Annotated in this window: 32 protein-coding genes and 13 pseudogenes; 42 read left to right on the forward strand and 3 right to left on the reverse strand. The window is 38.1% G+C overall.

Translation table 11 applies throughout. From position 1 onward, the window contains the following. Window positions 1-5: 5 nt before the first annotated feature. The 4 genes from ACWYN3_RS32820 to ACWYN3_RS32835 are packed head-to-tail and all read left to right on the forward strand — an operon-like array spanning window position 6 to window position 1,983. Window positions 6-251, forward strand: coding sequence for a hypothetical protein (locus ACWYN3_RS32820; protein WP_456218014.1), 246 nt, complete (start codon window positions 6-8; stop codon window positions 249-251). Beyond that, complete coding sequence (locus tag ACWYN3_RS32825) at window positions 248-895, forward strand: hypothetical protein (protein ID WP_456218015.1); 648 nt, start codon at window positions 248-250, stop codon at window positions 893-895. Before ACWYN3_RS32820 ends, ACWYN3_RS32825 begins: the two co-directional genes overlap by 4 nt. 40 nt (window positions 896-935) lie before the next feature. Then, window positions 936-1,220, forward strand: a complete 285-nt coding sequence (locus ACWYN3_RS32830; RefSeq protein ID WP_456218016.1) for a hypothetical protein — start codon at window positions 936-938, stop codon at window positions 1,218-1,220. Window positions 1,221-1,239: 19 nt separating this feature from the next. Further along, window positions 1,240-1,983 carry a M1 family aminopeptidase gene (locus tag ACWYN3_RS32835; protein ID WP_456218017.1) on the forward strand — a complete coding sequence of 248 codons (744 nt, stop codon included), beginning with the start codon at window positions 1,240-1,242 and terminating at the stop codon, window positions 1,981-1,983. Between the two features lie 61 nt (window positions 1,984-2,044). Here the strand turns inward: ACWYN3_RS32835 and ACWYN3_RS32840 are convergent, their stop codons facing one another. Then, window positions 2,045-3,391, reverse strand: a complete 1,347-nt coding sequence (locus ACWYN3_RS32840) for a mechanosensitive ion channel family protein (protein ID WP_456218018.1) — start codon at window positions 3,389-3,391, stop codon at window positions 2,045-2,047. A gap of 30 nt (window positions 3,392-3,421) precedes the next feature. Continuing rightward, entirely contained in the window at window positions 3,422-4,066 is a 645-nt protein-coding gene (locus ACWYN3_RS32845) for a hypothetical protein (protein WP_456218019.1), read from the reverse strand. A gap of 128 nt (window positions 4,067-4,194) precedes the next feature. Between ACWYN3_RS32845 and ACWYN3_RS32850 the strand changes: the two genes are divergently transcribed. The 8 genes and pseudogenes from ACWYN3_RS32850 to ACWYN3_RS32885 all read left to right on the forward strand — a co-directional run bounded on the left by ACWYN3_RS32850 (window position 4,195) and on the right by ACWYN3_RS32885 (window position 9,483). Next, window positions 4,195-4,467, forward strand: a complete 273-nt coding sequence (locus ACWYN3_RS32850) for a VF530 family protein (RefSeq protein WP_456218020.1) — start codon at window positions 4,195-4,197, stop codon at window positions 4,465-4,467. A gap of 215 nt (window positions 4,468-4,682) precedes the next feature. Further along, complete coding sequence (locus ACWYN3_RS32855) at window positions 4,683-5,246, forward strand: hypothetical protein (protein WP_456218021.1); 564 nt, start codon at window positions 4,683-4,685, stop codon at window positions 5,244-5,246. Between the two features lie 169 nt (window positions 5,247-5,415). Next, window positions 5,416-5,829: a 30S ribosomal protein S12 gene (rpsL, locus tag ACWYN3_RS32860; protein WP_008244597.1), complete on the forward strand. Its 414-nt coding sequence runs from the start codon at window positions 5,416-5,418 to the stop codon at window positions 5,827-5,829. A 99-nt stretch (window positions 5,830-5,928) separates the two neighbouring features. Further along, entirely contained in the window at window positions 5,929-6,315 is a 387-nt protein-coding gene (gene rpsG, locus ACWYN3_RS32865) for a 30S ribosomal protein S7 (RefSeq protein ID WP_456218022.1), read from the forward strand. A gap of 16 nt (window positions 6,316-6,331) precedes the next feature. Continuing rightward, a pseudogene (locus tag ACWYN3_RS32870) lies at window positions 6,332-6,388 on the forward strand (hypothetical protein); the annotation flags it as partial. Window positions 6,389-6,453: 65 nt separating this feature from the next. Beyond that, window positions 6,454-8,499, forward strand: a complete 2,046-nt coding sequence (fusA, locus tag ACWYN3_RS32875; RefSeq protein WP_456218023.1) for an elongation factor G — start codon at window positions 6,454-6,456, stop codon at window positions 8,497-8,499. An 11-nt stretch (window positions 8,500-8,510) separates the two neighbouring features. Then, the gene (gene rpsJ / locus ACWYN3_RS32880) at window positions 8,511-8,816 is read left to right on the forward strand and encodes a 30S ribosomal protein S10 (RefSeq protein WP_008244591.1); all 306 of its coding nucleotides are present in this window, start codon (window positions 8,511-8,513) and stop codon (window positions 8,814-8,816) included. Window positions 8,817-8,934: 118 nt separating this feature from the next. Next, window positions 8,935-9,483, forward strand: a complete 549-nt coding sequence (locus ACWYN3_RS32885) for a hypothetical protein (protein WP_456218024.1) — start codon at window positions 8,935-8,937, stop codon at window positions 9,481-9,483. A 49-nt stretch (window positions 9,484-9,532) separates the two neighbouring features. On the opposite strand, the gene ACWYN3_RS32890 is transcribed toward ACWYN3_RS32885, so the two are convergent. Then, a complete protein-coding gene (locus ACWYN3_RS32890; RefSeq protein ID WP_456218025.1) occupies window positions 9,533-10,156 on the reverse strand; it encodes a hypothetical protein in 624 nt (207 codons plus the stop codon). Window positions 10,157-10,236: 80 nt separating this feature from the next. Between ACWYN3_RS32890 and ACWYN3_RS32895 the strand changes: the two genes are divergently transcribed. From ACWYN3_RS32895 to ACWYN3_RS33040, 30 genes and pseudogenes are all read left to right on the forward strand, one after another. Then, the gene (locus ACWYN3_RS32895; RefSeq protein ID WP_456218026.1) at window positions 10,237-11,073 is read left to right on the forward strand and encodes a sulfite exporter TauE/SafE family protein; all 837 of its coding nucleotides are present in this window, start codon (window positions 10,237-10,239) and stop codon (window positions 11,071-11,073) included. Continuing rightward, entirely contained in the window at window positions 11,073-11,432 is a 360-nt protein-coding gene (locus ACWYN3_RS32900; protein WP_456218027.1) for a DUF1634 domain-containing protein, read from the forward strand. The genes ACWYN3_RS32895 and ACWYN3_RS32900 overlap by 1 nt, the downstream gene beginning before the upstream one ends. A 218-nt stretch (window positions 11,433-11,650) precedes the next feature. After that, window positions 11,651-12,267 (forward strand): annotated as a pseudogene (rplC, locus tag ACWYN3_RS32905) (50S ribosomal protein L3). 4 nt (window positions 12,268-12,271) lie between these two features. Then, window positions 12,272-12,903: pseudogene (rplD, locus tag ACWYN3_RS32910) on the forward strand (50S ribosomal protein L4). A gap of 1 nt (window position 12,904) precedes the next feature. After that, window positions 12,905-13,195, forward strand: a complete 291-nt coding sequence (gene rplW / locus ACWYN3_RS32915; protein WP_068403500.1) for a 50S ribosomal protein L23 — start codon at window positions 12,905-12,907, stop codon at window positions 13,193-13,195. 23 nt (window positions 13,196-13,218) lie between these two features. Beyond that, window positions 13,219-14,047: pseudogene (rplB, locus tag ACWYN3_RS32920) on the forward strand (50S ribosomal protein L2). Beyond that, window positions 14,047-14,313, forward strand: coding sequence for a 30S ribosomal protein S19 (rpsS, locus tag ACWYN3_RS32925; protein ID WP_008244581.1), 267 nt, complete (start codon window positions 14,047-14,049; stop codon window positions 14,311-14,313). The pseudogene rplB and the gene rpsS overlap by 1 nt, the downstream one beginning before the upstream one ends. Before the next feature lie 7 nt (window positions 14,314-14,320). After that, window positions 14,321-14,683 carry a 50S ribosomal protein L22 gene (gene rplV / locus ACWYN3_RS32930; RefSeq protein ID WP_037442604.1) on the forward strand — a complete coding sequence of 121 codons (363 nt, stop codon included), beginning with the start codon at window positions 14,321-14,323 and terminating at the stop codon, window positions 14,681-14,683. A 5-nt stretch (window positions 14,684-14,688) separates the two neighbouring features. After that, window positions 14,689-15,550, forward strand: a pseudogene (gene rpsC, locus ACWYN3_RS32935) (30S ribosomal protein S3). Between the two features lie 38 nt (window positions 15,551-15,588). Continuing rightward, window positions 15,589-15,924, forward strand: a complete 336-nt coding sequence (rplP, locus tag ACWYN3_RS32940; protein WP_456218028.1) for a 50S ribosomal protein L16 — start codon at window positions 15,589-15,591, stop codon at window positions 15,922-15,924. A 163-nt stretch (window positions 15,925-16,087) separates the two neighbouring features. Then, entirely contained in the window at window positions 16,088-16,297 is a 210-nt protein-coding gene (gene rpmC / locus ACWYN3_RS32945) for a 50S ribosomal protein L29 (RefSeq protein WP_068403496.1), read from the forward strand. Window positions 16,298-16,310: 13 nt separating this feature from the next. Next, window positions 16,311-16,565, forward strand: coding sequence for a 30S ribosomal protein S17 (gene rpsQ, locus ACWYN3_RS32950; RefSeq protein WP_037442595.1), 255 nt, complete (start codon window positions 16,311-16,313; stop codon window positions 16,563-16,565). A gap of 1 nt (window position 16,566) precedes the next feature. Next, window positions 16,567-16,941 carry a 50S ribosomal protein L14 gene (gene rplN, locus ACWYN3_RS32955; RefSeq protein ID WP_456218029.1) on the forward strand — a complete coding sequence of 125 codons (375 nt, stop codon included), beginning with the start codon at window positions 16,567-16,569 and terminating at the stop codon, window positions 16,939-16,941. Beyond that, on the forward strand, window positions 16,938-17,279 hold the full coding sequence (gene rplX, locus ACWYN3_RS32960) for a 50S ribosomal protein L24 (RefSeq protein WP_111633990.1): 342 nt from the start codon (window positions 16,938-16,940) through the stop codon (window positions 17,277-17,279). The genes rplN and rplX overlap by 4 nt, the downstream gene beginning before the upstream one ends. Continuing rightward, window positions 17,279-17,849: pseudogene (rplE, locus tag ACWYN3_RS32965) on the forward strand (50S ribosomal protein L5). Before rplX ends, rplE begins: the two are co-directional and overlap by 1 nt. Next, a pseudogene (gene rpsN / locus ACWYN3_RS32970) lies at window positions 17,849-18,118 on the forward strand (30S ribosomal protein S14). The pseudogenes rplE and rpsN overlap by 1 nt, the downstream one beginning before the upstream one ends. A gap of 134 nt (window positions 18,119-18,252) precedes the next feature. Next, entirely contained in the window at window positions 18,253-18,654 is a 402-nt protein-coding gene (gene rpsH, locus ACWYN3_RS32975; protein WP_456218030.1) for a 30S ribosomal protein S8, read from the forward strand. Between the two features lie 18 nt (window positions 18,655-18,672). Continuing rightward, a pseudogene (gene rplF, locus ACWYN3_RS32980) lies at window positions 18,673-19,229 on the forward strand (50S ribosomal protein L6). A gap of 5 nt (window positions 19,230-19,234) precedes the next feature. Then, entirely contained in the window at window positions 19,235-19,591 is a 357-nt protein-coding gene (rplR, locus tag ACWYN3_RS32985; RefSeq protein WP_456218031.1) for a 50S ribosomal protein L18, read from the forward strand. A gap of 18 nt (window positions 19,592-19,609) precedes the next feature. Then, window positions 19,610-20,133: pseudogene (rpsE, locus tag ACWYN3_RS32990) on the forward strand (30S ribosomal protein S5). Window positions 20,134-20,137: 4 nt separating this feature from the next. Beyond that, a complete protein-coding gene (gene rpmD, locus ACWYN3_RS32995) occupies window positions 20,138-20,317 on the forward strand; it encodes a 50S ribosomal protein L30 (RefSeq protein ID WP_456218032.1) in 180 nt (59 codons plus the stop codon). A gap of 107 nt (window positions 20,318-20,424) precedes the next feature. Then, the gene (rplO, locus tag ACWYN3_RS33000; protein ID WP_456218033.1) at window positions 20,425-20,871 is read left to right on the forward strand and encodes a 50S ribosomal protein L15; all 447 of its coding nucleotides are present in this window, start codon (window positions 20,425-20,427) and stop codon (window positions 20,869-20,871) included. Window positions 20,872-20,884: 13 nt separating this feature from the next. Continuing rightward, window positions 20,885-22,232, forward strand: a pseudogene (secY, locus tag ACWYN3_RS33005) (preprotein translocase subunit SecY). A gap of 6 nt (window positions 22,233-22,238) precedes the next feature. Continuing rightward, entirely contained in the window at window positions 22,239-23,027 is a 789-nt protein-coding gene (gene map / locus ACWYN3_RS33010) for a type I methionyl aminopeptidase (RefSeq protein WP_456218034.1), read from the forward strand. A gap of 71 nt (window positions 23,028-23,098) precedes the next feature. Next, window positions 23,099-23,317, forward strand: a complete 219-nt coding sequence (gene infA, locus ACWYN3_RS33015; protein WP_008244555.1) for a translation initiation factor IF-1 — start codon at window positions 23,099-23,101, stop codon at window positions 23,315-23,317. Between the two features lies 1 nt (window position 23,318). Next, the gene (gene rpmJ, locus ACWYN3_RS33020; RefSeq protein WP_010599887.1) at window positions 23,319-23,435 is read left to right on the forward strand and encodes a 50S ribosomal protein L36; all 117 of its coding nucleotides are present in this window, start codon (window positions 23,319-23,321) and stop codon (window positions 23,433-23,435) included. 80 nt (window positions 23,436-23,515) lie between these two features. After that, window positions 23,516-23,893: a 30S ribosomal protein S13 gene (gene rpsM, locus ACWYN3_RS33025; RefSeq protein WP_037442576.1), complete on the forward strand. Its 378-nt coding sequence runs from the start codon at window positions 23,516-23,518 to the stop codon at window positions 23,891-23,893. A gap of 21 nt (window positions 23,894-23,914) precedes the next feature. Continuing rightward, a pseudogene (gene rpsK, locus ACWYN3_RS33030) lies at window positions 23,915-24,305 on the forward strand (30S ribosomal protein S11). Window positions 24,306-24,370: 65 nt separating this feature from the next. Further along, window positions 24,371-24,978, forward strand: a pseudogene (rpsD, locus tag ACWYN3_RS33035) (30S ribosomal protein S4). Window positions 24,979-25,058: 80 nt separating this feature from the next. Next, window positions 25,059-26,049: pseudogene (locus ACWYN3_RS33040) on the forward strand (DNA-directed RNA polymerase subunit alpha). The last annotated feature ends 12 nt before the right edge of the window (window positions 26,050-26,061 follow it).

The following is a 26,061-nucleotide window of genomic DNA, read 5'->3' on the forward strand; positions in this document are numbered from 1 at the left end:
ATATAATGAACCATCAATTTATCCAGAGAACACTCCTTTTTGTAGTGTTTTTTGCTTTTAGCATCAATTCGCAGGCACAGCAGCAAGGTGCCGATAGTAAGTATGATCCTCACCTGGCTTTTAGCCCGCTGTTTTACACGCAAAATGGAAATGAGTTCCGTTCGGCAAGTGGTTATCCGGGTGCAAAATATTGGCAGAACAGAGCAGACTATAATATTTCTGCTGTTTTGGACGAAAAAAAAATACAGTGACCGGGACGGTAACGATAACTTATAAGAATAATAGCCCTGACCAGCTACCTTATATATGGTTACAGCTGGATCAGAACCTTTTTGAACAAAATTCGAGAGGTAACGGACTGATCAAAGTGGGAAGCCGCTATGGTGCAAGAGGTGAAAAGGTAAATGGTGGTTATAAAATTACTGACCTTGCTGTTTCTCAAAAAGCACAAGGGGTTAAATTCACTTCTATTATTGAAGATACACGTATGCAGATCCGTCTGGATAAGCCTTTAGCTGCAAATGGTGAATTGATTACTATAAAAATGAATTATTCTTTTGTGATTCCAATCAACGGATCAGATCGTATGGGACATTTGACTACTAAAAATGGAGAGATTTATTCTATTGCACAGTGGTTCCCAAGGTTATGCGTTTATGATGATGTGATTGGCTGGAACACGCTGCCTTATTGGGGAGCTGGAGAGTTTTATTGTGAATATGGAGATGTAAATTATAGCATTACTGCTCCTGCAAGTCATATCTTAATGGGATCTGGTGAGTTGCTGAACCCTGAAGAAGTATTTACTCCTGAGCAGTTCAAAAGATGGAATGCAGCAAAATTAAGTGATAAAACGGTTTCAATCCGTACGGCTGATGAAGTAACCGGATCCTAAATCCCGTCCAGCAAAAGATAAGCTGACCTGGAAATATAAAATGTCTAATACAAGAGACGTAGCTTTTGCTTCTTCTAAAGCTTTTGTGCTTGATGCGGCGAAGATCAATCTGCCAAGTGGTAAAAAATCTCTGGCAGTTTCGGCGCAACCAGTAGAAAGTAATGGTCGGGATAGTTACGGTAGGGGTGTGGAGTATGTCAAATCTACCATTGAACATTATTCAAATAAATGGTTTGAGTACCCTTATCCAATGGCTGTTAATATTGCTTCAAATATTAGTGGTATGGAATATCCAGGAATAGTTTTTTTGTGGCTGGAAGGCTAAAGGTGCAGAAGCATGGGGTGTGGTAGATCATGAGTTTGGTCATAGCTGGTTCCCAATGATTGTAGGTAGCAATGAACGTAAGTATGGCTGGATGGATGAAGGCTTCAATACTTTCATTAATGGAATATCTAAAGAAGCTTTTAATAACGGAGAATATAAAACTCCGCATGATATATATATGCAGGCGGCAGCTAAAGCTATGGCGAAACCAGAAAGAGAGTTTATCTTGTTAAGTCCGGATGCGATGGTAGAAAACAACATTGGTCAGAATTTATATTTTAAACCAGCTATTGGCCTTCAGATTTTGAGAAATGAAGTTTTAGGAGCTGATCGTTTTGATTACGCGTTCAGAAATTATATTAAACACTGGGCTTTCAAACACCCTACACCTTATGATTTTTTCCGTTCTATGGAAAATGGAGCAGGTGAAGATCTCTCATGGTTCTGGAAAGGATGGTTTTTGGAGAACTGGAAAATGGATCAGGCAATTACAAGTGTAACACCGGTGAAGAATGGCGGACAAATTGAGAGCTATAATATTGTTGTAGCTAATCTTGAGCAGATGCCAATGCCTATTATTTTGCAGGTAAAGGATAAGAATGGTAAAGTGGGTAATATTAAGATACCGGTGGATGTTTGGATGAGGAATAAGAGCTGGACGGTTAATTATCCAACAACAACAGAAGAATTACTTTCTGTGGAGTTAGATCCTGGAAAGGTTTTGCCTGATGTGGATGTAACAAATAATACGTGGTTTAAATAGATCAGCACATGTATTATTAGCAATAAAAAAACCAGCATGATTTAATTTGCTTTTTTTTTTTTTATTGCTCGTGCTTTGCCTGGCGTGGTTGAGGAGATGGGGGGTGGCTAACTGTTAACGGATCGTTAAAACTAATAGTAGTGGTATCTCCTGATGCCTCTGTTTCGTAAATCTGAAGATCAAAGTAACGGGCTGCTGCGATCATATGATCAAAGATATCTGCCATGATGTATTCGTAGTCTGCCCATTTCGTGGTGCTGGTGAATACATAAATCTCAATAGGTAAGCCATTAGGGGTGGGAGCCAGATGTCTGACCATCATAGTCATCTTTTTATGGGTTCCTGAATGGGCATTTATATAGTTATCGATGTATTTTCTGTAGAGTCCGGCATTAGTCAGGTTTCTGCCATTAATTAAAAAAAGGGACTTGTCAATGCCTAAGCGTTCATTGTTTTTATCAATGTCTTTCTGTCTGTGTTCAATATAACTGGTCAGGGACTGTATCTTTTTGAATTCTTCGACTTCGGCAGGGGTGATAAAACGGATGGTGGCCTGTTTGATCAGAATTGCTCGTTTTATTCTTCGCCCGCCTGCTTCACTCATTCCGCGCCAGTTCTGAAAGGAATCTGAAATCAGGGAGTAAGTAGGAATGGTGGTGATGGTTTTATCAAAGTTCTGTACTTTAACGGTAGTCAGGTTAATGGCAATTACATCACCATCGGCTCCGTATTTTGCCATGGTGATCCAGTCTCCGATTCTGACGGTGTCATTGGCTGTTACCTGGATGCTGGCTACGAAACCCATGATCGTATCTTTAAACATCAGGAGTAATACTGCCGATATCGCACCCATTGCTGTAAAAAACGCAATGGGAGATTGCCCGGTTAAATGTGAAAAGATAACTACTGCACCAACAAGGTACAGGATCATCCTTACTACCTGGATGTAGCTATCTATTGGTTTCTCACGAAAAGTAGATTTAGTACGGAGGTCATCGCCACTGGCTTTAATCAGGGCCATCATCATCCAGATTACAATGAACACCATATATACATCTGTTATGGCATTCATTGGTTTGATCATGTCAGGGAAATCCGAAAATAAGATCGGAATAACCGCATTGACGAGGATCAGTGGTGCGCACTGCGCTAAGAAGTGAGGAAACCTGTTGTTGAGTAAATGATGAAAGAACTTAATTTTTGAACGCTTGCTGAAACGGATCAATACGATACGCAATAGCCGTCTTACCACATGGTGGAAAACATATACAATAATGATCAGCGCAAAAAGGAGCAGGAAAAGATTGACAAAAGCTGCCAGATCTTCGGGCACTCCCCATTTGACCAGCAGGTTATAAGTCCAGCGGCTTGTTGTATTTAAGGTATAGGTAAATTTAAATTCTCTCATTCTTTTCTATCGCAGAAAGGAAAGCCGTATTTAGCGGGCTTTAAAAAAACTTTTTTTTAATTTTTGTGCGTCTATTAATGGTGCAGGCTCGTCCAGTCTGATTAACCAGCCTTTTTGTTTCAATAAGGCAATCTCTACTTTGGCTACAGAAAGGTCTTTTCCTTTGATGCTTTCACGATAGATAAGTGGAGCAGGAGGTTCAACATTTGCTGCGGTAGAGAACAAAACTTCAATATTGAATTTTGGCCATAATTGTATATCCCCAAGATTTGCAGAGAAGATCTTCTTAGCACTGTGTGCAGGGATAACTGCTGCAAATTCACCTTTATAATTTCCGTCTTTTTCTGTAGTTAAAGTAGCAAGGATCTGGAAAGATGTTTCGTTTAGTAAATTGAAATGGGCAACTGCTGTACTGTGCTGATCTGTTATCAGGCCAAGATAAACTCCTTCTTTGATGAATTCAGCAACCGGGACAACTACAGTCTGACGATTGGAAACTACTGTGTTCTCATCTGGGATCTCACCATGTACCAGGGTTACTTTAGAAGCTTGTACTGGAATTTCAAAATCATTTGAATCAGTTACGCCAATAGTGTCTTTGTCAATTATACGGGTAATATACCCTTCTATATTTTCGTCTACAAAACGAACGAAATCTCCTAAATTCAAGTTCATATGATTGTTATTTAATGAAAAGTGATGCTATTGAATACAAACCTAAGGAAAAATATATAGAATAAATGAGGTGGAGGTATATGGTAATAGTTTAATCAGTATAAGAGATCATCATACAACCCCAAATCGTGACTGGATATACAGCAAGTTTTTTATCTTTGTCAGCACAGGGAAATTTTATGTCGGAAGAGAAACAGGTTAACAATCCTTTACACGGGAAAACATTAGAGTTTATTCTCAAACAACTGGTTTGGCATTATGGATGGCCTGAACTGGGTGTATTGATAAAAATAGCCTGTTTTAACAATGACCCAAGCTTAAAATCCAGCCTGACTTTCTTAAGGAAAACGGAGTGGGCACGTAAAAAAGTCGAAAAGCTTTATCTGAATACTTTTCATTAGTAAGCTGCATAGATAAATTCAAACATTTTTCCGGATTACAATTAATTCAGGTAATTTTAAGAAATATGTTTCATCGGTTAAGTTTATTATTTTTTCATCTTATTTTTGGGGATCTCTGTTCAGGGACAAGAACTGCATGGGACGGTTGCCGACAGGGTAACTCAGTTAAGGCTGGGACAGGTCGAAGTGTTTAATCAGCAGACGGAAAAAAAACATTGACGAATGCTAAAGGTGAATTCAGTATTGCGGCTGTGGCTAGTCAGGTGATCATCTTTTATCAGCCGGGTTATTTAGCGGATACGCTTTTTCTGATTAACCTGAAACCTGTGAAAAGATATCTTTCACTGAATAATAAGTTATTACATACTGTAGAAATTAAGGCTGGTGCTTTTAATCCGGAGATAGAATACGTCGATGTGTACCATAAAGCACGATTTACAAAACTGGTTCAAAAACTGGTTCAGAATAAGCCGCTTAGGCTGTCTCCTTCGAGGATGTTTGGAAAAGAGGGCAGGGATGCCAGGCGTTTTAAACGGAATTTAGAAAGGGAAAAAAATGAGCGTAAAATAGACGAAAGATTTAATGAACGTGCCGTTACTTCGCTGACTCCATTGAAAGGAGCAGAGCTGGATTATTTTATGGTGCTTTACCGGCCCTCGCTCAAAGTGCTGGATAAATTGGATGAGGAAGATTTCAGATTCTATTTAATGAATGCTTATAAAACTTTTAAAGCTTTGCCTGATACGGGAAGAATTTCTCCGTCGCTGCGGGAAAAATAAACATTCTTTATCCCGTAAATAGCCTGTAAGTCTGTGTTTTTGTTTTTTTCTGTTTCAATGGCATTAAATTATAGTTAACCCCTTGATTTATAAAATGTATTGTCTTACCTTTGCAGTCCCTTATTGAGGGGTAAAGTTTTTAATAACAATATAGAAAAAAACAAAAACAATGCCAACCATTCAACAATTAGTTAGAAAAGGTAGAGTAGCACTGGAGTTCAAGAGTAAGTCTCCTGCGTTGGACAGCTGTCCACAGCGAAGAGGTGTATGTACGCGTGTATATACCACTACCCCTAAAAAACCAAACTCAGCAATGCGTAAAGTTGCACGTGTACGTTTGACCAATGGAAAAGAAGTTAACGCTTATATTCCTGGAGAAGGTCACAACTTACAAGAGCACTCCATTGTATTGATCCGTGGTGGTCGTGTTAAAGATTTACCAGGTGTACGTTATCACATCATCCGTGGAGCTTTAGATACTTCAGGAGTTGCTGGTCGTAACCAACGTCGTTCAAAATACGGTACTAAACGTCCTAAACCAGGTCAAGTAGCTGCCGCACCAACAAAAGGTAAAAAGAAATAATCAGGAGGAACAGAAAATGAGAAAGTCAAAACCAAAAAAGAGAATTATCCTTCCTGATCCGAAATTTAACGATGTTCAGGTACAAGATTTGTAAACAATATGATGTACGATGAAAAAAAAAAATCTATCGCTTACTCTATTTTTTATGATGCAGTAGAATTAGCTGAGAAAAAAGCTGGTGAAAACGGATTAGAAGTATGGAAACGTGCTTTAACTAATGTAATGCCTGCAGTAGAGGTTAAGTCACGCCGTGTTGGTGGTGCTAACTTCCAGGTTCCTACAGAAGTTCGTCCAGACCGTAAAATTGCTTTAGGCATGAAATGGTTAATTTCTTATGCACGCAGACGTGGTGAAAAAACCATGAAAGAAAAATTAGCAGGAGAAATCGTTTCAGCTGCTAAAGGTGAAGGTGCTGCAGTTAAAAAGAAAGAAGATACGCACAAAATGGCTGAAGCCAACAAAGCGTTCTCACATTTCCGTTTTTAATTATTGAAAACATAAGATGTCAAGAGATTTAAAATTCACAAGAAACATTGGTATTGCTGCGCACATTGATGCTGGTAAAACCACTACAACAGAGCGTATCCTTTTTATTATGCTGGTGTTAGTCACAAAATTGGTGAAGTGCACGAAGGTGCGGCAACAATGGACTGGATGGCACAAGAACAGGAACGTGGTATCACTATTACTTCTGCTGCTACTACTGTTGGCTGGAAATATAGAGGACAAGATTACCATATTAACATTATCGATACACCGGGTCACGTGGATTTTACCGTTGAGGTAAACCGTTCACTACGTGTATTAGATGGTTTGGTATTCTTATTTTCTGCAGTTGATGGTGTTGAGCCTCAATCTGAAACTAACTGGCGTCTTGCTAACAACTACAACGTTGCCCGTATCGGCTTCGTAAACAAAATGGACCGTTCTGGTGCAGATTTCTTGAAAGTTGTTGGACAGGTTAAAAGCATGTTAGGCAGTAATGCAGTTCCTTTACAATTACCAATCGGTGCTGAAGAAGGCTTTAAAGGTGTAGTTGATTTAATCAACAACCGTGGTATCGTTTGGAATGAGCATGATAAAGGTATGACCTTTACTGAAGTGCCAATTCCAGAAGATATGCTGGATGAAGTTGCTGAATGGAGAGAAAAATTATTAGAATCTGTTGCTGAGTATGATGAGTCTTTGATGGAGAAATTCTTCGAAGCTCCTGAAACTATCACTGAACGTGAAGTTTTAGACGCATTACGTCAGGCTGTATTAGATGCTAAAATTGTACCTATGGTTTGTGGTTCATCTTTCAAAAACAAAGGTGTTCAAACAATGCTTGATTACGTGATGGAATTATTGCCTTCACCAATGGATCAGGAAGGTGTAATTGGAACTAACCCTAATACAGGCTTAGAAGTTTTACGTAAACCAAGTGAGGCAGAGCCTTTTGCAGCTTTAGCATTTAAAATTGCAACGGATCCTTTCGTAGGTCGTTTATGTTTTATCCGTGTTTACTCGGGTAACTTAGAGGCTGGTTCATACGTTTATAACGCACGTTCTGAAAACAAAGAACGTATCTCCCGTATCTTCCAAATGCATGCGAACAAGCAAAATCCTATTCCAAATGTTGGAGCTGGTGATATTGCTGCAGTTGTAGGCTTTAAAGATATCAAAACAGGTGATACACTTTGTGATGAGAAAAACCCAATCATTCTGGAGTCAATGAACTTCCCTGAGCCGGTTATCGGTTTAGCTATTGAGCCTAAAACTCAAGCTGATGTTGATAAATTAGGTATCGGACTTTCTAAATTAGCTGAAGAAGATCCTACATTCAGAGTACAAACTGATGAGGATTCTGGTCAGACTATTATCTCTGGTATGGGTGAGCTTCACTTAGATATCCTTATTGACCGCTTAAAACGTGAGTTTAAAGTAGAAGTTAATCAAGGAGCTCCACAGGTTTCTTACAAAGAAGCAATCACTGGTACTATTCAACACCGTGAGACGTATAAAAAACAATCTGGTGGTCGTGGTAAATTCGCGGACATTCAAGTTGTTATCTCGCCAATCGATGCTGATTACGAAAAAGGTGGTTTGCAATTTGTAAATGAAATTTCAGGTGGTTCTATTCCTCGTGAATTTATTCCTTCAGTTGAAAAAGGATTTGCTGCTTCAATGTCTAACGGAGTTTTAGCTGGATACCCACTTCCAGATATGAAAGTTCGTTTAATTGATGGTTCATTCCACGCAGTCGATTCAGATGCTTTATCTTTCGAACTTGCTGCTAAAATGGCATATCGTGAAGCATTACCAAAATGTAGCCCAGTATTGATGGAGCCAATCATGAAAATCGAAATCTTAACCCCTGAAGAAAACATGGGTGATGTTATCGGTGACATGAACCGTCGTCGTGGTCAGCTTTTAGGTATGGATACACGTAATGGTTCTCAGGTAATTAAAGCAACTGTACCACTTTCTGAAATGTTTGGTTATGTAACTCAGTTACGTACAATCACTTCAGGTCGTGCAACGTCTACAATGGAGTTCGATCACTACGAACCAGCTCCAAGAAACGTTATGGAAGAAGTAATTGCTAATCTAAAGGAAGAATCAAGTCTTCAGATTAATAAAAAAACAAATCAGCTGCCTGTTATTAATAGCTCTAACAGGCGGCTTTAAATAAAAATAAGATGAGCCAAAGAATCAGAATTAAATTAAAATCTTACGATTACAACTTAGTAGATAAATCTGCTGAGAAAATTGTTAAGACAGTAAAACCTACAGGTGCAGTTGTTAGTGGACCAATTCCATTGCCAACAGAAAAGAAAATCTTCACTGTTTTACGTTCACCACACGTGAACAAAAAAGCACGTGAGCAGTTTCAATTATGTGCATACAAACGTTTGTTAGATATTTATAGCTCTAACTCTAAAACTGTTGATGCTTTGATGAAGCTTGAATTACCTAGCGGTGTTGAAGTAGAAATTAAAGTTTAATGCTTTTTTAGCTTACAAAATGAAAATGCCTTCGGAATTTCCGAGGGCATTTTCATTTTAAAGAATTTGTTTTGTTTGTTGGTGTTTTATGTTTAGTTTAGGTTAAATACTCAAACGAATGACTACTCTGAATGAACCCGCTTATATTGATGGATCTACTGCGTATGATGCTGAAATCGAACCTCAATATCTCATTAAAGAATCTAAATTTTTACTTTTGAGTATCCTGACTTTTGGACTTTATCCGGTTTGGTGGATTTACAAAGCCTGGATTTTTTTTATTCAGAAGGAGCGGTCTGATGCCAATCCGGCCATAAGAGTAGTTTTTAATCCCTTTTTCTTATTGCCCCTGCTCAATAGGATCCAGCGGTATGCGAAACAGGAGGGGTTTATAGGTAGCTGTTATCCGGTAATCAGTTTTATTATAATTGTTGTTGTAAGCTGCTGTTCATTCTTCCCACCTCCCTTTTCTTTTGTTGGTATACTGAATTGTTTGTTTTTCCTGCCGGCAGTTAAAGCTTTGAATTATGCCAAACAACAATCTCCTGAAATACTTACTTATACTGATGATGGAATGAAGACGAGGCAAATGGTGTTAGTCGTCATCGGCAGTATTCTTTGGGTGCTCATCATTATTGGGGTGTTAGGCATGGCGGTGGGGCAATAAAAAAGGCCAGCAAAATCTGATGGCCTTCTTATTTGTTAGCTATGTATCTTTAGATACCCCTGCTTTTATAATCGTCAAGTTTATTTCGTTCGTCCTGTAATTCTCTGGCCAATTTCTTTTCTTTTTCATTCGCCTTTACTTTATAAGCCTGATATTCCTGTGAGATTTCTTCATACAGGCCACTTCTGTATTTAGCTTCGTGAATATTTTTAGCTGATCTGATCGTGACAAAGGCAAAGCCTAATGCTAATACAATAATCAATGTCCATACGATAGTGTTATAAGTTCCTTTGGCAAAAGGAATTCCTAAAAAGGTAATCTCATTTACCTTTGAATTTGAAGAGGCCAGAGAGCTCTGGTTTCCTTTGATCTGATTATTCAGATAGGTGATTGTTTTTGCTTGTTCAGCAACTTTTGCATTCGCAGTTTTATAAGTGTTGCGTTCTTTTCTGATCGAATCGGTAACACTTTTATAAAAAGAAGAAAGCCTGTAAGGGTTGATCAGTTTATAAGTGCTGACCGTTTTTGATTTTGAAAGCATAAACTCATACTGACCTCTTAAGCTTGGGTCGGCTTTTGCACTATCAACAGGGGCTTTTATCTGGGCACTAGCCTGCATAAATGATAGGTTAATCATCACAAGGGTAAGGAGCGGGAATAAGAATTTGTTCATTTGGAATAGATTATTTATAATTTTTAACAATGAGATTTTAATTTTATTGTGTTTTGATTGTAGATAGTATATTTGTCTCAATGTCGGTATTACTATTTACAATTATTGTTTTGGCGGGTGCTTTTTTAGCAGGACTTGTCGGTTCTTTAACGGGCCTGGGTGGTGGAGTGATCATAATTCCCTTATTAACACTGGTTTTAGGGGTAGACATCCATTATGCGATTGGTGCCTCTATTGTTTCTGTGATCGCTACTTCTTCTGGTTCTGCGGCGGCTTATGTCAAAGAAGGGATTACCAATATCCGTATTGGGATGTTCCTGGAAATCGCAACGACAATCAGTGCGGTGATCGGCGCAGTAATTACTGTTTATATCAATCCCGGATACATTGCTGTGATCTTTGGTTGTATCCTGCTTTTTTCAGCCGCTATGATGGTGCGTAAAAAAGTTGATCATTCGGACGATAAAGCGACAGGTGTATTAGCTAATTTCTTTAAATTAAACGGGAGCTATCCAACTGTTGACGGTACAGTCAAGTACGGCGTACATAATGTGGTAGGCGGCTTTATTATGATGTTTGTGGCTGGAATTATCTCCGGTCTGCTGGGGATTGGTTCTGGAGCTTTAAAAGTGGTAGCGATGGATAATATCATGCGTTTACCATTCAAAGTATCTACAACAACAAGTAACTTTATGATGGGTGTGACTGCTGCAGCGAGTGCAATTGTCTATTTACACCGCGGACAAATTGATCCTGGAATAGCCATGCCTGTTACTTTGGGTGTACTGACAGGGGCTACTGTTGGCTCTAAATTATTAGTGAAGACAAATACAGACAAACTAAAGATTATATTTGCCGTGGTGGTAACTTTCCTGGCGCTGCAAATGATTTATAACGGGTTATCAGGAAAACTGTAATGAAGCAAACGGGTAAACATTATTTCGCGGATAAGGATATACAGGTAATTCTGGGAACATTACTCCGGGTAGGAGTGATCGCTTCAATGCTTGTCGTTTTTATCGGCGGGCTGATTTATCTGAGCGGATATAGTCGCGAAATCATTGATTACAGCGTTTTTAATCCTTCGAAAACAAAATATTCTTCCATTCTTGCTATCTTTCAGGGGTTGAGCGTATTAGATGGAAGGGCCATCATACAATTCGGAACTTTGCTACTGATATTTACGCCTGTTACACGCGTCGTTTTTTCGATTTTCGGCTTCTTAATTGAGCGCGATTATTTATATGTGCTGATCGGATGTTTGTATTGTGCGTAATTCTGATCAGTTTGAGTAACAAGCTAGTAGGATAAATAATGGCTTAATCGCGTTTTATCCATTCTCTCCAAAAATAATAGCAATTATTTGCAAAATAAATTCGCTAACTATTTGATCATTAAGATTTATTTCTTATTTTTGCCCTCCCTTAATAGGGATGTGTATCCACCTTGAACGAAGCCCTACTGCTTCGATGGGTGTTAAATTTAAAAAAGAAAATGTCAGGTATTATTGGAAAAAAAGTAGGAATGACCAGCATTTTCGACGCCGATGGAAGAAACATTCCATGTACGGTGATCGAAGCTGGGCCTTGTGTAGTTACACAGGTTAAGACCGCAGAGAAAGACGGTTACGTTTCAGTTCAGTTAGGCTTCGATGAAGCTAAAGAAAAGAACACCACCAAGCCTTTAAAAGGCCATTTTGCAAAAGCAAGCACAACTCCAAAACGCAAGTTGGTAGAATTTGAACCGTTTGAAGAATCGTGAATTTAGGCGATACTGTAACGGTTAACATTTTTGCTGAAGGCGATTTTGTTGATGTAGTTGGTACTTCAAAAGGTAAAGGTTTTCAAGGTGTTGTGAAACGCCATGGATTTGCGGGTGTGGGTGGACAAACTCACGGTCAGCATAACAGAATGCGTGCACCAGGTTCATTGGGTGCGGCTTCGTATCCAGCACGTGTATTTAAAGGTATGCGTATGGCAGGTAGAATGGGTGGAGATAGAGTGAAGGTTCAGAACTTACAGGTTTTGAAAGTTTATGCAGATCAAAATCTTGTTGTAGTTAGTGGTTCCATTCCAGGAGCTAAAGGTTCTTACGTAATCTTAGACAAGTAAGCAGATGGAATTAAATGTAGTAAACATTTCAGGAAAAGAGACAGGTGCCAAGGTGCAACTTCCTGAGTCGGTATTTGGTGTAACACCTAGCGATCATGCAATTTATTTAGATGTTAAACAGTATTTGGCTAATCAACGTCAGGGTACTCTCACAAGTCTAAACAACGTAATGAAATCGCTGGTTCAACACGTAAATTGTATAAACAAAAAGGAACTGGTGGTGCTCGTGCGGGTAGTATCAAATCTCCATTGTTTAATGGTGGTGGTCGTGTATTCGGTCCTCAACCACGTGATTACAGTTTTAAACTGAACAAAAAATTAAAATCACTGGCACGTAAATCTGCGTTGTCATATAAAGCTCAGGATTCAAACATCCTTGTTTTAGAAGATTTCACTTTTGATTCAATCAAAACTAAAAATTACATCGCTTTAGTTAATGCGTTAAGCTTAGCTGGTGAGAAAACTTTGTTGGTTTTACCTGTTCAGGATAACAATATTTATTTATCAAGCAGAAACATTCAGAAAGTAAAAGTAATTACTGTAGATCAGATCAATACATATGATGTATTAAACTGTGGTAAACTTTTGTTAACTGCAAATACTGTTAAAACATTGGAGGAGGCATTTGCCAAGTAATATGGAATTTTTAAAGAAACCAATACTAACCGAAAAAGCATCTGCACTTACAGAAAAGTCTAGCCGCTTTACTTTCCAGGTTGAACACAAAGCAAACAAACTGCAAATTAAACAAGCTATCGAAAAAATGTATGGTGTTAACATCCTTGCAATCAATACTATGATTGTAAACGGAAAGTTAAAATCAAGAAATACAAAAGGTGGTTTAGTTACGGGTCGTAGCCCGAAATACAAAAAAGCGATTGTTACTCTGGCAGCAGGTGAAACAATTGATTATTACGCGAACATTTAATAAGAATTGAATATTTTATAACTATGGGCTTAAGAAAATTTAAACCAGTCACTCCGGGTACCCGCTTTAGAGTTGGGGCCAGTTTTTCGGAGATTACAGCAACCAAGCCCGAAAAATCATTGGTTGTTTCTTCTAAGAAATCGGGAGGACGTAACAATACAGGAAAGATGACTATGCGCTACATGGGTGGTGGTCACAAAAAATCTTACCGTTTAATTGACTAAACGTGATAAATTTGATATTCCTGCAACAGTTGCTACTGTTGAATACGATCCAAACCGTACAGCACGTATCGCATTATTACATTATGCTGATGGTGAGAAGCGTTACATTATTTCACCAGAAGGCTTACAAGTTGGGCAAAAAGTATTATCAGGTGATACAGCGACTCCAGAAGTTGGAAACGCTTTAAAATTATCGAATATCCCTTTGGGATCAATTGTACACAACGTGGAGATTCATCCAGGTCGTGGTGCTCAATTGGCTCGTAGCGCTGGTGCTTATGCACAATTAGCTGCTCGTGACGGTAAATATGCTACATTGAAAATGCCATCAGGTGAGACAAGATTAATCTTGACTACTTGTTTAGCAACTATCGGATCTGTTTCAAATTCAGATCACGCAAATGAAGTATTAGGTAAAGCAGGTCGTAAACGTTGGTTAGGACGTCGTCCTAGAACACGTCCGGTTGCGATGAACCCTGTCGATCACCCAATGGGTGGTGGTGAAGGTGAAGGTCGTTCATCAGGTGGTCAGCCAAGATCAAGGAATGGTATGTATTCTAAAGGCTTCAAGACCCGTCAACTTAAAAAATACTCAAATCGTTTCATCATAGAGAAAAGGAAGAAATAATGGCTCGTTCGATTAAAAAAGGACCTTATATTGACCATAACGTAGAGAAGAAAGTAGTATCTATGAATGATTCAGGCAAAAAGTCTGTCATTAAAACTTGGTCACGCAGATCAATGATCTCACCAGATTTTGTGGGTCATACATTTGCAGTGCATAACGGTAATAAATTTATACCGGTATACGTAACAGAAAACATGGTTGGTCACAAGCTGGGAGAGTTTGCTCCAACCAGAACATTTAGGGGTCACTCTGAAAAGAAAAAATAATTAAGAGATGGAAGCAGTAGCGAAATTAAACAATTGTCCAACCTCACCACGTAAGATGCGTTTGGTTGTAGATCTTATCAGAGGTGAGCGTGTTGAGAAAGCATTACATATTTTAAAATTTACCAATAAAGAAGCTGCAATAAGAGTTGAAAAACTTTTGTTATCAGCAATCAAAAACTGGGAAACTAAAAATGAAGGTTCTCGCCCTGAAGAAAACCAATTATACGTGAAAACGATAATGGTTGGTGGCGGCCGTCAGTTGAAAAGACTGAGACCAGCACCTCAAGGTCGTGGTTACAGAATACGTAAGCGTTCTAACCATGTAACTTTGATAGTAGATAGTAAAAACGTTGAAACTCAAACTAATTAGTAGAAATGGGACAAAAAGCACATCCAATAGGAAACAGGTTAGGAATCATCAGAGGTTGGGATTCTAACTGGTTCGGTGGCAACAACTATGCTGACAAATTAGTTGAGGACGAAAAAATAAGAAAATATCTTTCTGTGCGTATCGCAAAAGGAGGAGTAGCTAAAGTAGTTATCGAGCGTACGTTAAAACGTATCACTGTAACTATCCACACTGCCCGTCCAGGTATCGTGATTGGTAAAGCAGGAGAGCTGAGGTTGATAAGATCAAAGAAGAGTTAAAGAAATTGACTAAAAAGGAAATTCAAATTAACATTTTTGAGATCAAACGTCCTGAGCTTGATGCACAACTGGTAGCAGAAGGTGTAGCAAAACAATTAGAGGCAAGAATCTCTTTCCGTAGAGCCATGAAGTCAACTATCGCATCAACAATGCGTATGGGAGCTGAAGGGATCAAAATAATGACTTCAGGTCGTTTAGGCGGAGCAGAGATGGCTCGTAACGAGCAGTATAAAGAAGGAAGAATTCCTTTGCATACTTTCCGTGCTGATATTGACTATGCATTAGCTGAGGCATTAACTACCTATGGTAAGATTGGTGTTAAAGTATGGATCTGTAAAGGCGAAGTTTATGGTAAACGTGATCTTTCTCCAAACATTGGTGCAGTAAGTAACGCTCCTGGTAAAGGTGGCAGACCTGAAGGTGCTTTTGGTGCAGGTGGCAGAGACAGAGATAACCGTGGGGTGGTGACAGAAGAAACGACAACAAAGGTGGTCGTGGAAGAGGTCCAGGTCAGGGTGGTCCAGGTCAAGGCGGTCCAGGTAGAGATAATAGAGGCGGAAATACTCCTAACAGAGGTCCTCGTAAATAATTAGTTAACAGATCGTTTTACGATAATATTAAGATAAAATGTTACAGCCAAAAAGAACGAAGTTCAGAAAGATGCAAAAGGGCAGAATGAAGGGTTTAGCTACACGTGGAGCTGAATTATCATTCGGGTCTTTCGGGATTAAATCTTTAGAGGCGACCTGGATTACAAGTCGTCAGATAGAGGCAGCCCGTATTGCGGTAACTCGTTTCATGAAACGTGAAGGCCAAGTGTGGATTAGAATTTTCCCGGACAAACCGGTTACTAAGAAACCAGCTGAAGTACGTATGGGTAAAGGTAAAGGTGCTCCAGAGTACTGGGTAGCTGTTGTTAGACCAGGACGCATCATTTTTGAAGCTGAAGGTGTATATCGTTAGAAGTTGCTAAAGAAGCAATGAGATTAGCTGCTCAAAAATTACCTATCCAAACAAAGTTTGTAGTACGTAGAGATTACGTAGAAGCATAAAAAGAGTTTTGGGGTCAATGTTGTAAGTAACTTGTTTTTATAACCGCTAGACCCAGAACATAAAAATTAATAAAATGAAGAACTCAGAAATCACAGGGCTTTCAAAAGAAGAACTAGTAGTCAGGATTGCAGAAGAAAAAGAAAACTTAGTTAAGTTAAAATTTGCACATACAATTTCGGCTATAGAGAATCCTACCCGTATCACTAAGGTAAGAAAAGACATCGCCCGATTAAATACTGAAATGACTAAGCGTAATGCTGAGTCAGCTAGTGAAACTAAATAACTTTAGAGTCGAAATGGAAAGACAATTAAGAAAAACAAGAACCGGGTTGGTGGTAAGCAACAAAATGGATAAATCTGTTGTTGTAGCGGTAGAACGTAAAGTGAAACACCCGATCTATGGTAAGTTTGTTAAGAAAACTACCAAATTTATGGCTCATGACGAGAAAAACGATTGTGGTATTGGTGATACAGTACTTATCATGGAGACTCGTCCGCTGAGTAAAAACAAGAACTGGAGATTAGTGGAAATTTTAGAAAGGGCTAAATAACATGGTACAACAGGAATCAAGATTAAACGTAGCCGACAATAGCGGCGCAAAACAAGTATTGGTTATCCGTGTACTTGGTGGAACCGGAAAGAGATACGCTTCTATTGGTGACAAAATCGTTGTTACCGTTAAAAGTGCATTGCCTTCAGGTAACATTAAAAAAGGAACCGTTTCTAAAGCAGTTGTTGTAAGAACAAAGAAAGAGATCAGACGTAAAGATGGTTCTTACATCCGTTTCGACGATAATGCAGCAGTCTTATTAAATGCACAAGATGAGCCGCGTGGAACACGTATTTTTGGCCCGGTAGCGAGAGAACTGCGTGAGAAACAATTCATGAAGATTGTATCATTAGCACCGGAGGGTATTATAAAATGAAAAATAAAGTAACTGTTCAACCAAAAATTAAAATCCGTAAAGGAGATTTAGTAAAGGTTATCGCTGGTGATTCAAGAGGCCAGGAAGGTAAAGTGCTTTCAGTATTAATTACTAAAAGCAGGATACTGATAGAAGGTGTTAACCTTGTGTCTAAACATACAAAACCAAATGCTGCTAATCCTAACGGAGGTATCATTAAAAAAGAGGCTGCTCTTCATATTTCTAACGTTGCGTTAATTGATCCTAAATCAGGAAAAACTACGCGTGTTGGCAGAAAGCTTAACGCTGCTGGGAAATTAGTTAGGGTATCTAAAAAATCAGGAGAGGAGATCAAATAATGACTTACATACCAAGATTAAAAACTAAATACAAAGAGGAAATTGTATCTGCTCTGAAAGAGAAGTTCAATTACAAAAGCGTAATGCAGGTTCCTAAGTTAGAGAAGATAGCTGTCAACCAAGGTGTTGGTCGTTTCTCTGTAACTGAAAAAGATTATGGACAGTTCTATTTTAGAAATGAGCACAATCACAGGTCAGCAGGCAGTAGGTGCGAAATCTAAAAAAGATATCTCAAACTTCAAATTACGTAAAGGTATGCCAGTAGGTGTACGTGTAACTTTACGTGATAACAACATGTTTGAGTTTTTAGATCGTTTAATTTCCGTAGCTTTACCACGTATCCGTGATTTCAAAGGTATTAACGATAAAGGTTTTGATGGAAAAGGTAATTACACATTAGGTATTACTGAACAAATCATCTTCCCTGAGATCAACATCGACAAAATCTCTAAGATTTTAGGTATGGATATTACCTTTGTAACATCAGCAACAACTGATGTTGAAGCATTGGAACTTTTAAAGCAATTTGGATTACCGTTTAAAAACCAAACCCTTAATACAGATCAATAATGGCAAAAGAAGGTGTAAAAGCTCGCGAAATTAAGCGCCAGAGATTGGTAGCTAAGTATGCAGATAAACGTGCAGAATAAAAAGCTGCAGGTGATTTCGAAGGATTAGATAAGTTACCAAAAAACTCATCACCAGTACGTTTACACAATCGTTGTAAATTAACTGGCCGTCCACGTGGTTACATGCGTACTTTCGGTATATCAAGGGTTACATTCCGTGATATGGCATTAGCAGGAAAAATTCCTGGAGTTACCAAAGCAAGCTGGTAAAATCGTTTTACGTTAGAGAGTTTTACGCGTCATGCGTTTAACTTCTAACGTTATACGCTTAAATAGAAAAATTAACCGATGGAAGGTCGCTCCGAATAGTTCGGAAAGGAAACCACTATCACAAATCAACAAAGATGAATACAGATCCAATAGCAGATTATCTTACAAGAGTAAGAAATGCCATTAAGGCAAATCACAGAATTGTAGAAATTCCTGCATCAAATCTTAAAAAGGAAATTACTAAAGTACTTTTTGACAAAGGTTACATTGCCAACTACAAGTTTGAGGACACAACAGTTCAAGGAACGACGATTAAAATCGCTTTGAAATACAATCCTATAACTAAAATACCTGCTATCCGCACATTGATGCGTATCAGCAAGCCAGGTTTAAGGCAGTATGCAGGCGTTGATAATATGCCAAGAGTATTGAACGGTTTAGGTATCGCTATCTTGTCTACTTCTAAAGGAGTTATGACAGATAAAGAAGCAGCCAGACTAAACATTGGTGGCGAAGTTTTGTGTCACGTTTATTAATTAAAGGAGGATAGCAAAATGTCAAGAATAGGAAAAGCCCCAATTAATGTACCTGCTGGAGTAACAATTACAGTTAATAAAGATAATTTAGTAACTGTAAAAGGCCCAAAAGGTGAATTACAACAAGCAGTTGATGTAGACATCACTGTTTCTCAGGAAGACGGTGTAGTTACTGTAACTCGCCCGACTGAACAAAAAAGACACAAAGCATTGCATGGTTTATACCGTTCATTGTTAAACAATATGGTTATTGGCGTAACAGAAGGTTACAAATCTCTCAGGAATTAGTTGGTGTGGGTTACCGCGCAACTAACACAGGTAATACACTTGATCTTGTTTTAGGTTTCTCTCACCATTATGTATTCCAATTACCGGAAGAGATTAAAGTTACTACGACTTCAGAAAAAGGTCAGACTCCTAAAATCATTTTAGAAAGTATTGACAAACAACTGATCGGTCAGGTAGCAGCGAAAATACGCTCGTTACGTGCACCAGAGCCATATAAAGGTAAAGGTATCAAGTTTGTAGGCGAAGTGTTAAGAAGAAAAGCAGGTAAATCAGCTTCTAAAAAATAATCATCATGGCAGGGAAAAAATTATCTCGTAGAGATCGTATAAAAAAAGGAATCAGAAAAAGACTTACCGGTTCTGAAAGCCGTCCACGTTTATCAGTTTATAGAAGCAATAAAGGAATTTATGCTCAAATCATTAACGACGTAACTGGAAGCACAATCGTATCAGCATCATCATTATCAAAAGATTTTTCTGGTAATGATGGAAACAAATCAGAGCAATCTGTAGCTGTAGGTAAATTAGTAGCTGAAAAAGCAATCGCAGCTGGCATTAAAGAAGTTGTTTTCGATAGAAATGGCTATTTATACCATGGTCGCGTAAAATCGTTGGCAGAAGGTGCCCGTGAAGCTGGTTTAGTATTTTAATCTGAAAATAGGAGAAGAATGTCAACTATCAATATAAAAAGAGTTAAGACTAGCGAGGTCGAATTAAAAGACCGTTTAGTTAGTATACAACGTGTTGCCAAAGTAACCAAAGGTGGACGTACTTTCAGTTTCTCAGCTATCGTAGTTGTTGGAGATGAAAACGGAATTGTAGGTTATGGTCTAGGTAAAGCAAAAGAGGTAACTGAAGCTATTGCTAAAGGTATCGATGATGCTAAAAAGAACTTAGTAAAAGTTCCTTTATTAAACGGTACTGTTCCTCACGAACAAATCGGTAAATTCTCAGGTGGTTTTGTATTAATCAAACCAGCTGCAGTAGGTACTGTACTGGAGTTATCGCGGGTGGTGCAATGCGTGCTGTTTTAGAGAGTGCTGGTGTACACAACGTATTAGCAAAATCAAAAGGTTCATCAAATCCTCACAACGTGGTAAAAGCAACAGTAGATGCTTTAACAAAAATGCGTGATGCTTATACCATCGCTCAGCAACGTGGTGTTGATTTAAACAAAGTTTTTAACGGATAAGAACATGGCTAAGATCAAAATAACCCAGATAAAAAGTATCATTGACAGAAGCGAACGTCAAAAAAGAACTATTCAGGCATTAGGTTTAAGAAAAATAAACCATTCTGTAGAAGTTGAAGCTAACGCTGCTATCATTGGAATGATAAGAAAAGTTAATCACTTAGTAGCTATCGAAAGTATATAATTCGCAGAGGTTGTAAATTAGTTTAATTTTGCTAATTTGCAACCTTTGTATATGTTTAACCGTTGCCCTGATTAGTGAAAGCGAAGGGCAGCACAATAAGTTTCAAAATGAACTTAAGTAATTTAAAACCTGCATCAGGTTCTACTAAAAATAGTAAAAGAATAGGTCGTGGTACTGGTTCTGGTCGTGGTGGTACTTCCACTCGTGGTCATAAAGGTGCTGGATCGCGTTCTGGTCACAAAACTAAAATCGGTTTTGAAGGTGGTCAAATGCCATTACAACGTCGTGTACCTAAGGTTGGTTTCAAACCAATTAACCGTGTTGAATATGTAGGCGTTAACTTAGACGTTTTACAAGGTTTAGCGGAAAGATTCAACCTGACTGCTATTGATTTTGCTACTTTGCAAGAACATGGTTTGGCGCACAAAAACGACCTTGTTAAGATCTTAGGACGTGGTGAAGTAAAATCTAAAATCGAAGTTAAAGCACATGCTTTTTCTGCAACTGCACAGAAAGCTATTGAAGCTGTTGGAGGCTCAATAGAGAAATTGTAATTAATTATAATTAATGAAGAAGCTCTTTACTACTTTAAGTAATATTTGGAAAATTCAAAGTAAAAAAAGAGCGTATAGTATTTACGCTTGTAATTCTTTTGGTCTACAGGTTCGTTTCTCACGTGGTTTTACCAGGTGTGGATGCAACAGCTTTAGGCGATAATCAGAAATCTGGAATCCTGGGTCTGCTGGATATGTTTGCTGGGGGATCATTCTCCCGCGTATCTATTCTCGCACTTGGGGTAATGCCATATATTTCTGCATCAATTGTAGTTCAGTTATTAGGTATCGCTGTTCCCTCTTTCCAGAAAATGCAAAAAGAAGGAGAGAGTGGCAGAAATAAACTAAATCAGATTACCCGTTACTTAACTGTAGCTATTACAGCTGTTCAGGCTGTTGGTTATGTAAAGACTCAGGTTCCAGCAGAAGCAATTCTGATAGACCACACTTTATTCTTTGTGCTTGCAACATTTGTTTTATCAGCAGGTACTTTGTTTGTGATGTGGTTAGGGGAAAAAATCACTGATAAAGGTATAGGAAATGGTATTTCACTAATCATCATGGTTGGTATTATTGCTCGTCTTCCGATAGCTTTACAACAGGAGATCAGTTCAAGATTTGTTGGAGACGGTGGCTTAATTGCGCTGGTTCTGGAAATCGTAGCACTGTTTGCTGTGGTAATGTTTACTATCCTTATTGTTCAGGGTGTCCGTAAGGTTCCTGTTCAATATGCAAAACGTATTGTTGGTAACAGACAATTCGGAGGAGTAAGACAATATATCCCATTGAAAGTGAATGCTGCAGGTGTAATGCCTATCATCTTTGCCCAGGCACTGATGTTTATTCCAACTACAGTTACTCAGTTCTTCCCTAAATTGCAGAACACGTGGTTAGTTCAGTTTAGTGATCCTACTTCACTGGCCTATAGCTTAACATTTGCATTTTTAATCATTGCTTTCACATTCTTCTATACTGCGATTACTGTTAATCCGGTACAGATGTCTGATGATATGAAGAAAAATGGCGGTTTCATTCCGGGTATTAAACCAGGTTTGTCAACTTCATCATTCATTCATGATGATGATGTAATTTCTAAGATCACCTTTCCAGGTTCAGTATTCTTAGCTATTATCGCTATCCTTCCATCGATTGCAGTAAAATTCGGTATCAAATCAGAATTTGCGCATTTCTATGGTGGTACATCCCTGCTGATTTTAGTAGGTGTTGTATTGGATACTTTGCAACAGATTGAAAGTTATTTATTAATGCGTCATTATGATGGATTAATGAAAACAGGAAGAGTAACAGGTCGTACCGGTGTAGCCGCTGCAAATACAAGCAGCAGCAGTGCTGTAATTTAATATTGAATGTCTAAGGTTTATTATAAGTCTCCCGAAGAGGTAGAGCTAATCCGGGAAAGCTCATTATTAGTGTCTAAGACGCTCGCAGAGGTTGCGAAAATCATAGCGCCAGGAGTTACAACGATGCAGTTAAACAAACTCGCGGAGACTTATATACAAGATAACGGAGCAATCCCTGCATTTCTAAACTATAACGGATTTCCGTACTCACTTTTATGTATTTCTCCTAATGAGCAGGTTGTTCATGGATTTCCAGGTGACTATGTGATACAGGAAGGTGATTTAATTTCTGTTGATTGTGGTGTTATTAAAAACAATTTCTTTGGTGACTCAGCTTATACTTTCTCTATCGGAGAAATTAGCCCTGAACGTCAGAAACTTGTTGATATAACTCAGGAATGTTTAAAGCGTGCCATTGATAAGGCTGTTGTCGGATCCCGTATCGGTGATGTGGGGTTTGCAGTTCAGTCACTGGCAGAGGAGAATGGTTTTGGTGTAGTGAGAGAGCTTGTTGGTCACGGTGTTGGTGTTAAATTACATGAGAAGCCTGAAGTACCAAATTATGGGAAACGGGGCACAGGGATGAAATTAGAGGAAGGAATGGTAATTGCCATTGAGCCAATGATTAATGCCGGTACTGCTAATGTAAAGTTTTGGTCTGATGGATGGACTGTTACAAGTGGTGACAATTCTGCGTCGGCACATTTTGAACACACAATCGCCATTAAAAAGGGAAAGGCAGACGTTTTATCGACCTTTTCATTTATTGAAGAAGTTTTAAAAGAAAAAAGGTAAATAATTAAATATTTTTATTTAATTTTGCAACCCTGTTTAATAGCAGCTAATCAAGTAAAAATCAATATTATATGGCTAAACAAGCCTCGATTGAACAAGACGGTGTAATAAGAGAAGCATTATCAAATGCCATGTTCCGCGTTGAGCTGGAGAATGGTCACGAGATTATAGCCCATATCTCAGGTAAAATGAGGATGCACTACATCAAGATATTACCAGGGGATAAAGTAAAATTAGAGATGTCGCCTTACGATTTATCAAAGGGCAGGATTACTTATAGATATAAATAAAATGAAAGTTAGGTCATCAATTAAAAAACGCAGCGCTGATTGCAAGATTATTCGTCGTAAAGGTAAACTTTACGTAATCAACAAGAAAAATCCTAAGTACAAGCAGCGTCAAGGTTAAAAAGAATTATTGAGGTATGATTAGATTGAATGTACAGGTTACTCAATCTGTCGTCAATTAATCAAACATTTAGTACAAATATGGCAAGGATATCAGGTATAGATTTACCAAGAAACAAAAGAGGCGAAATTGGACTAACTTACATCTTTGGTGTAGGCAGATCAACTGCTCAGCGTATATTAACTGAGGCAGGTATCGATTTTAGCAAAAAAGTACAAGACTGGTCTGATGATGAATTATCAGCGATACGTACAATCATTAACGACGGAATTAAAGTAGAAGGTGCTTTACGTTCTGAAGTTCAATTAAACATTAAGCGTTTAATGGATATTGGTTGTTACCGCGGATTACGTCACAGAAAAGGTTTACCGGTACGTGGACAACGTACTAAGAACAATTCTCGTACTCGTAAAGGCAAGAGAAAAACAGTTGCTAACAAGAAAAAAGCTACTAAATAAAATTAGTAACGAATAATAATTATGGCTAAGAGTAAAAAAGTAACCAAAAGCGTATTGTTGTTATTGAACCAGTAGGTCAAGCACATATCAATGCGACTTTTAATAATATCATTGTTACCCTAACAAATAACAACGGTCAAACTATTTCATGGTCTTCAGCTGGTAAAATGGGCTTCAAGGGTTCTAAAAAGAACACTCCATACGCTGCCGGACAAGCTGCATCTGATTGTGGTAAAGTAGCTTTTGATTTAGGTCTGCGTAAAGTAGAAGTTTTTTTGTTAAAGGTCCAGGTTCAGGTCGTGAGTCTGCAATTAGAACATTGCAAATCTCTGGTATCGAAGTTACCTCAATCAAAGATATTACACCGCTTCCACACAATGGATGTCGTCCTCCTAAGAAGAGAAGAGTTTAATTTATTAATTTTTAAAGCTAAGAGTCTGCAGCTTAAGGTTGTATGATACTTTAAAACAAAAAGCAATGGCAAGATATACAGGACCAAAATCCAAAATCGCGCGTAAATTCAGAGAACCAATTTTCGGTCCTGATAAAGTATTAGATAGAAAAAACTATCCTCCTGGACAGCACGGTGCGTCTAAAAGAAGAGGTAAACAATCTGAGTATTCAGTACAGTTAATGGAGAAAAAAAAAGTTAAATACACTTATGGTGTGTTAGAGCGTCAGTTCCGTAACTTGTTTACTAAAGCATCTTCCCGTCAGGGCATTACAGGTGATAACTTATTACAATTATTAGAAGCTCGTTTAGATAATACAGTTTATAGATTAGGTATTGCAACTACTCGTTCTGCTGCTCGTCAGTTAGTTAGCCATAAACACGTAACAGTGAACGGTGAAGTAGTAAATATCCCTTCTTATCAATTGAAAGCTGGTGACGTTGTTGCAGTTCGTGAGAAATCTAAAACTCTTGAAAGCATCACTAATTCAGTAGCAGGAAGAGTAATCAATAAGTTTAATTGGTTAGATTGGAATGCATCGGAATTAAGCGGTAAGTTCTTAACTTATCCAAATCGCGACGAGATTCCAGAAAATATCAAGAAAACCTTATTATAGAGTTGTACTCTAAGTAATAAATTTAGTTAAAGCCTTTTATACAGGCTTTAACTATTTTACGTTACATAATTTTAATAACGATCTAAAAACATTATAAATGGCAATTTTAGCATTTCAGAAACCCGATAAGGTCATCATGCAGAAATCAACGGATTTCGATGGTATATTTGAATTTCGTCCTTTAGAACCCGGTTTCGGTGTAACAATTGGTAATGCCTTAAGAAGAATTTTACTTTCTTCTTTAGAAGGGTATGCCATTACAAGTATTCGTTTTTCTGGCGTATCACATGAATTTTCTACAATGAAAGGTGTTGTAGAGGATTTAACTGAAATTATCCTTAATTTGAAACAAGTTCGTTTTAAAAAAGCTGGTGATTCAGGTGAATCTGAAAAAGTCTTTATTGTAGTTAATGGCCAGGATCAATTTCTTGCAGGCGATATAACTAAGTTCTCTAACAATTTCGAAGTCCTTAATCCGGAATTCGTAATTTGTAACATGGAGAAATCAGTTACTTTAGAGGTAGAATTAACTATCAATAAAGGACGTGGTTATGTTCCAGCTGAAGAAAACAAAATTAATGATGCTGTAGTTGGTGTAATCGCAATCGATTCGATCTTTACTCCAATGAAAAATGTAAAATACACGATTGAAAATTACCGTGTTGAGCAAAAAACAGATTATGAAAAATTAATTTTAGATATCTCTACTGACGGATCTATTCATCCTGAAGAAGCATTAAAAGAAGCAGCTAAAATTTTAATTCAGCATTTCATGCTGTTCTCTGATGAGAACTTAGTATTAGAATCTCAGGCTAAAGAAGAAACTAAAGAAGTTGATGAGGAAATTTTACATATGCGTAAAATCCTTAAAACTGAATTAGTTGATCTTGACTTATCAGTTCGTGCGTTAAACTGCCTAAAAGCAGCTGATATCCGTACACTGGCTGATTTAGTTTCTTATGATGTAGCTGATATGTTAAATTCAAAACTTCGGTAAGAAGTCATTAACTGAAATCCAGGAATTAGTAAAATCTAAAAGCTTATCATTCGGTATGAATTTAGGTAAATACAAACTGGACGAAGAATAATTTCAACAGACA

It is taken from the genome of Pedobacter sp. NJ-S-72 (genome assembly GCF_053890575.1).

Excerpts from the sequence above, each read along its gene's own strand:
- ACWYN3_RS32820 (WP_456218014.1), top strand. The coding sequence starts at position 6 with ATGAACCATCAATTTATCCAGAGAACACTCCTTTTTGTAGTGTTTTTT.
- ACWYN3_RS32830 (WP_456218016.1), top strand. The coding sequence starts at position 936 with ATGTCTAATACAAGAGACGTAGCTTTTGCTTCTTCTAAAGCTTTTGTG.
- ACWYN3_RS32840 (WP_456218018.1), bottom strand. The coding sequence starts at position 3,391 with ATGAGAGAATTTAAATTTACCTATACCTTAAATACAACAAGCCGCTGG.
- ACWYN3_RS32845 (WP_456218019.1), bottom strand. The coding sequence starts at position 4,066 with ATGAACTTGAATTTAGGAGATTTCGTTCGTTTTGTAGACGAAAATATA.
- rpsL (WP_008244597.1), top strand. The coding sequence starts at position 5,416 with ATGCCAACCATTCAACAATTAGTTAGAAAAGGTAGAGTAGCACTGGAG.
- rpsG (WP_456218022.1), top strand. The coding sequence starts at position 5,929 with ATGATGTACGATGAAAAAAAAAAATCTATCGCTTACTCTATTTTTTAT.
- rpsJ (WP_008244591.1), top strand. The coding sequence starts at position 8,511 with ATGAGCCAAAGAATCAGAATTAAATTAAAATCTTACGATTACAACTTA.
- ACWYN3_RS32885 (WP_456218024.1), top strand. The coding sequence starts at position 8,935 with ATGACTACTCTGAATGAACCCGCTTATATTGATGGATCTACTGCGTAT.
- ACWYN3_RS32890 (WP_456218025.1), bottom strand. The coding sequence starts at position 10,156 with ATGAACAAATTCTTATTCCCGCTCCTTACCCTTGTGATGATTAACCTA.
- ACWYN3_RS32895 (WP_456218026.1), top strand. The coding sequence starts at position 10,237 with ATGTCGGTATTACTATTTACAATTATTGTTTTGGCGGGTGCTTTTTTA.
- ACWYN3_RS32900 (WP_456218027.1), top strand. The coding sequence starts at position 11,073 with ATGAAGCAAACGGGTAAACATTATTTCGCGGATAAGGATATACAGGTA.
- rplW (WP_068403500.1), top strand. The coding sequence starts at position 12,905 with ATGGAATTTTTAAAGAAACCAATACTAACCGAAAAAGCATCTGCACTT.
- rpsS (WP_008244581.1), top strand. The coding sequence starts at position 14,047 with ATGGCTCGTTCGATTAAAAAAGGACCTTATATTGACCATAACGTAGAG.
- rplV (WP_037442604.1), top strand. The coding sequence starts at position 14,321 with ATGGAAGCAGTAGCGAAATTAAACAATTGTCCAACCTCACCACGTAAG.
- rplP (WP_456218028.1), top strand. The coding sequence starts at position 15,589 with ATGTTACAGCCAAAAAGAACGAAGTTCAGAAAGATGCAAAAGGGCAGA.
- rpmC (WP_068403496.1), top strand. The coding sequence starts at position 16,088 with ATGAAGAACTCAGAAATCACAGGGCTTTCAAAAGAAGAACTAGTAGTC.
- rpsQ (WP_037442595.1), top strand. The coding sequence starts at position 16,311 with ATGGAAAGACAATTAAGAAAAACAAGAACCGGGTTGGTGGTAAGCAAC.
- rplN (WP_456218029.1), top strand. The coding sequence starts at position 16,567 with ATGGTACAACAGGAATCAAGATTAAACGTAGCCGACAATAGCGGCGCA.
- rplX (WP_111633990.1), top strand. The coding sequence starts at position 16,938 with ATGAAAAATAAAGTAACTGTTCAACCAAAAATTAAAATCCGTAAAGGA.
- rpsH (WP_456218030.1), top strand. The coding sequence starts at position 18,253 with ATGAATACAGATCCAATAGCAGATTATCTTACAAGAGTAAGAAATGCC.
- rplR (WP_456218031.1), top strand. The coding sequence starts at position 19,235 with ATGGCAGGGAAAAAATTATCTCGTAGAGATCGTATAAAAAAAGGAATC.
- rpmD (WP_456218032.1), top strand. The coding sequence starts at position 20,138 with ATGGCTAAGATCAAAATAACCCAGATAAAAAGTATCATTGACAGAAGC.
- rplO (WP_456218033.1), top strand. The coding sequence starts at position 20,425 with ATGAACTTAAGTAATTTAAAACCTGCATCAGGTTCTACTAAAAATAGT.
- map (WP_456218034.1), top strand. The coding sequence starts at position 22,239 with ATGTCTAAGGTTTATTATAAGTCTCCCGAAGAGGTAGAGCTAATCCGG.
- infA (WP_008244555.1), top strand. The coding sequence starts at position 23,099 with ATGGCTAAACAAGCCTCGATTGAACAAGACGGTGTAATAAGAGAAGCA.
- rpmJ (WP_010599887.1), top strand. The coding sequence starts at position 23,319 with ATGAAAGTTAGGTCATCAATTAAAAAACGCAGCGCTGATTGCAAGATT.
- rpsM (WP_037442576.1), top strand. The coding sequence starts at position 23,516 with ATGGCAAGGATATCAGGTATAGATTTACCAAGAAACAAAAGAGGCGAA.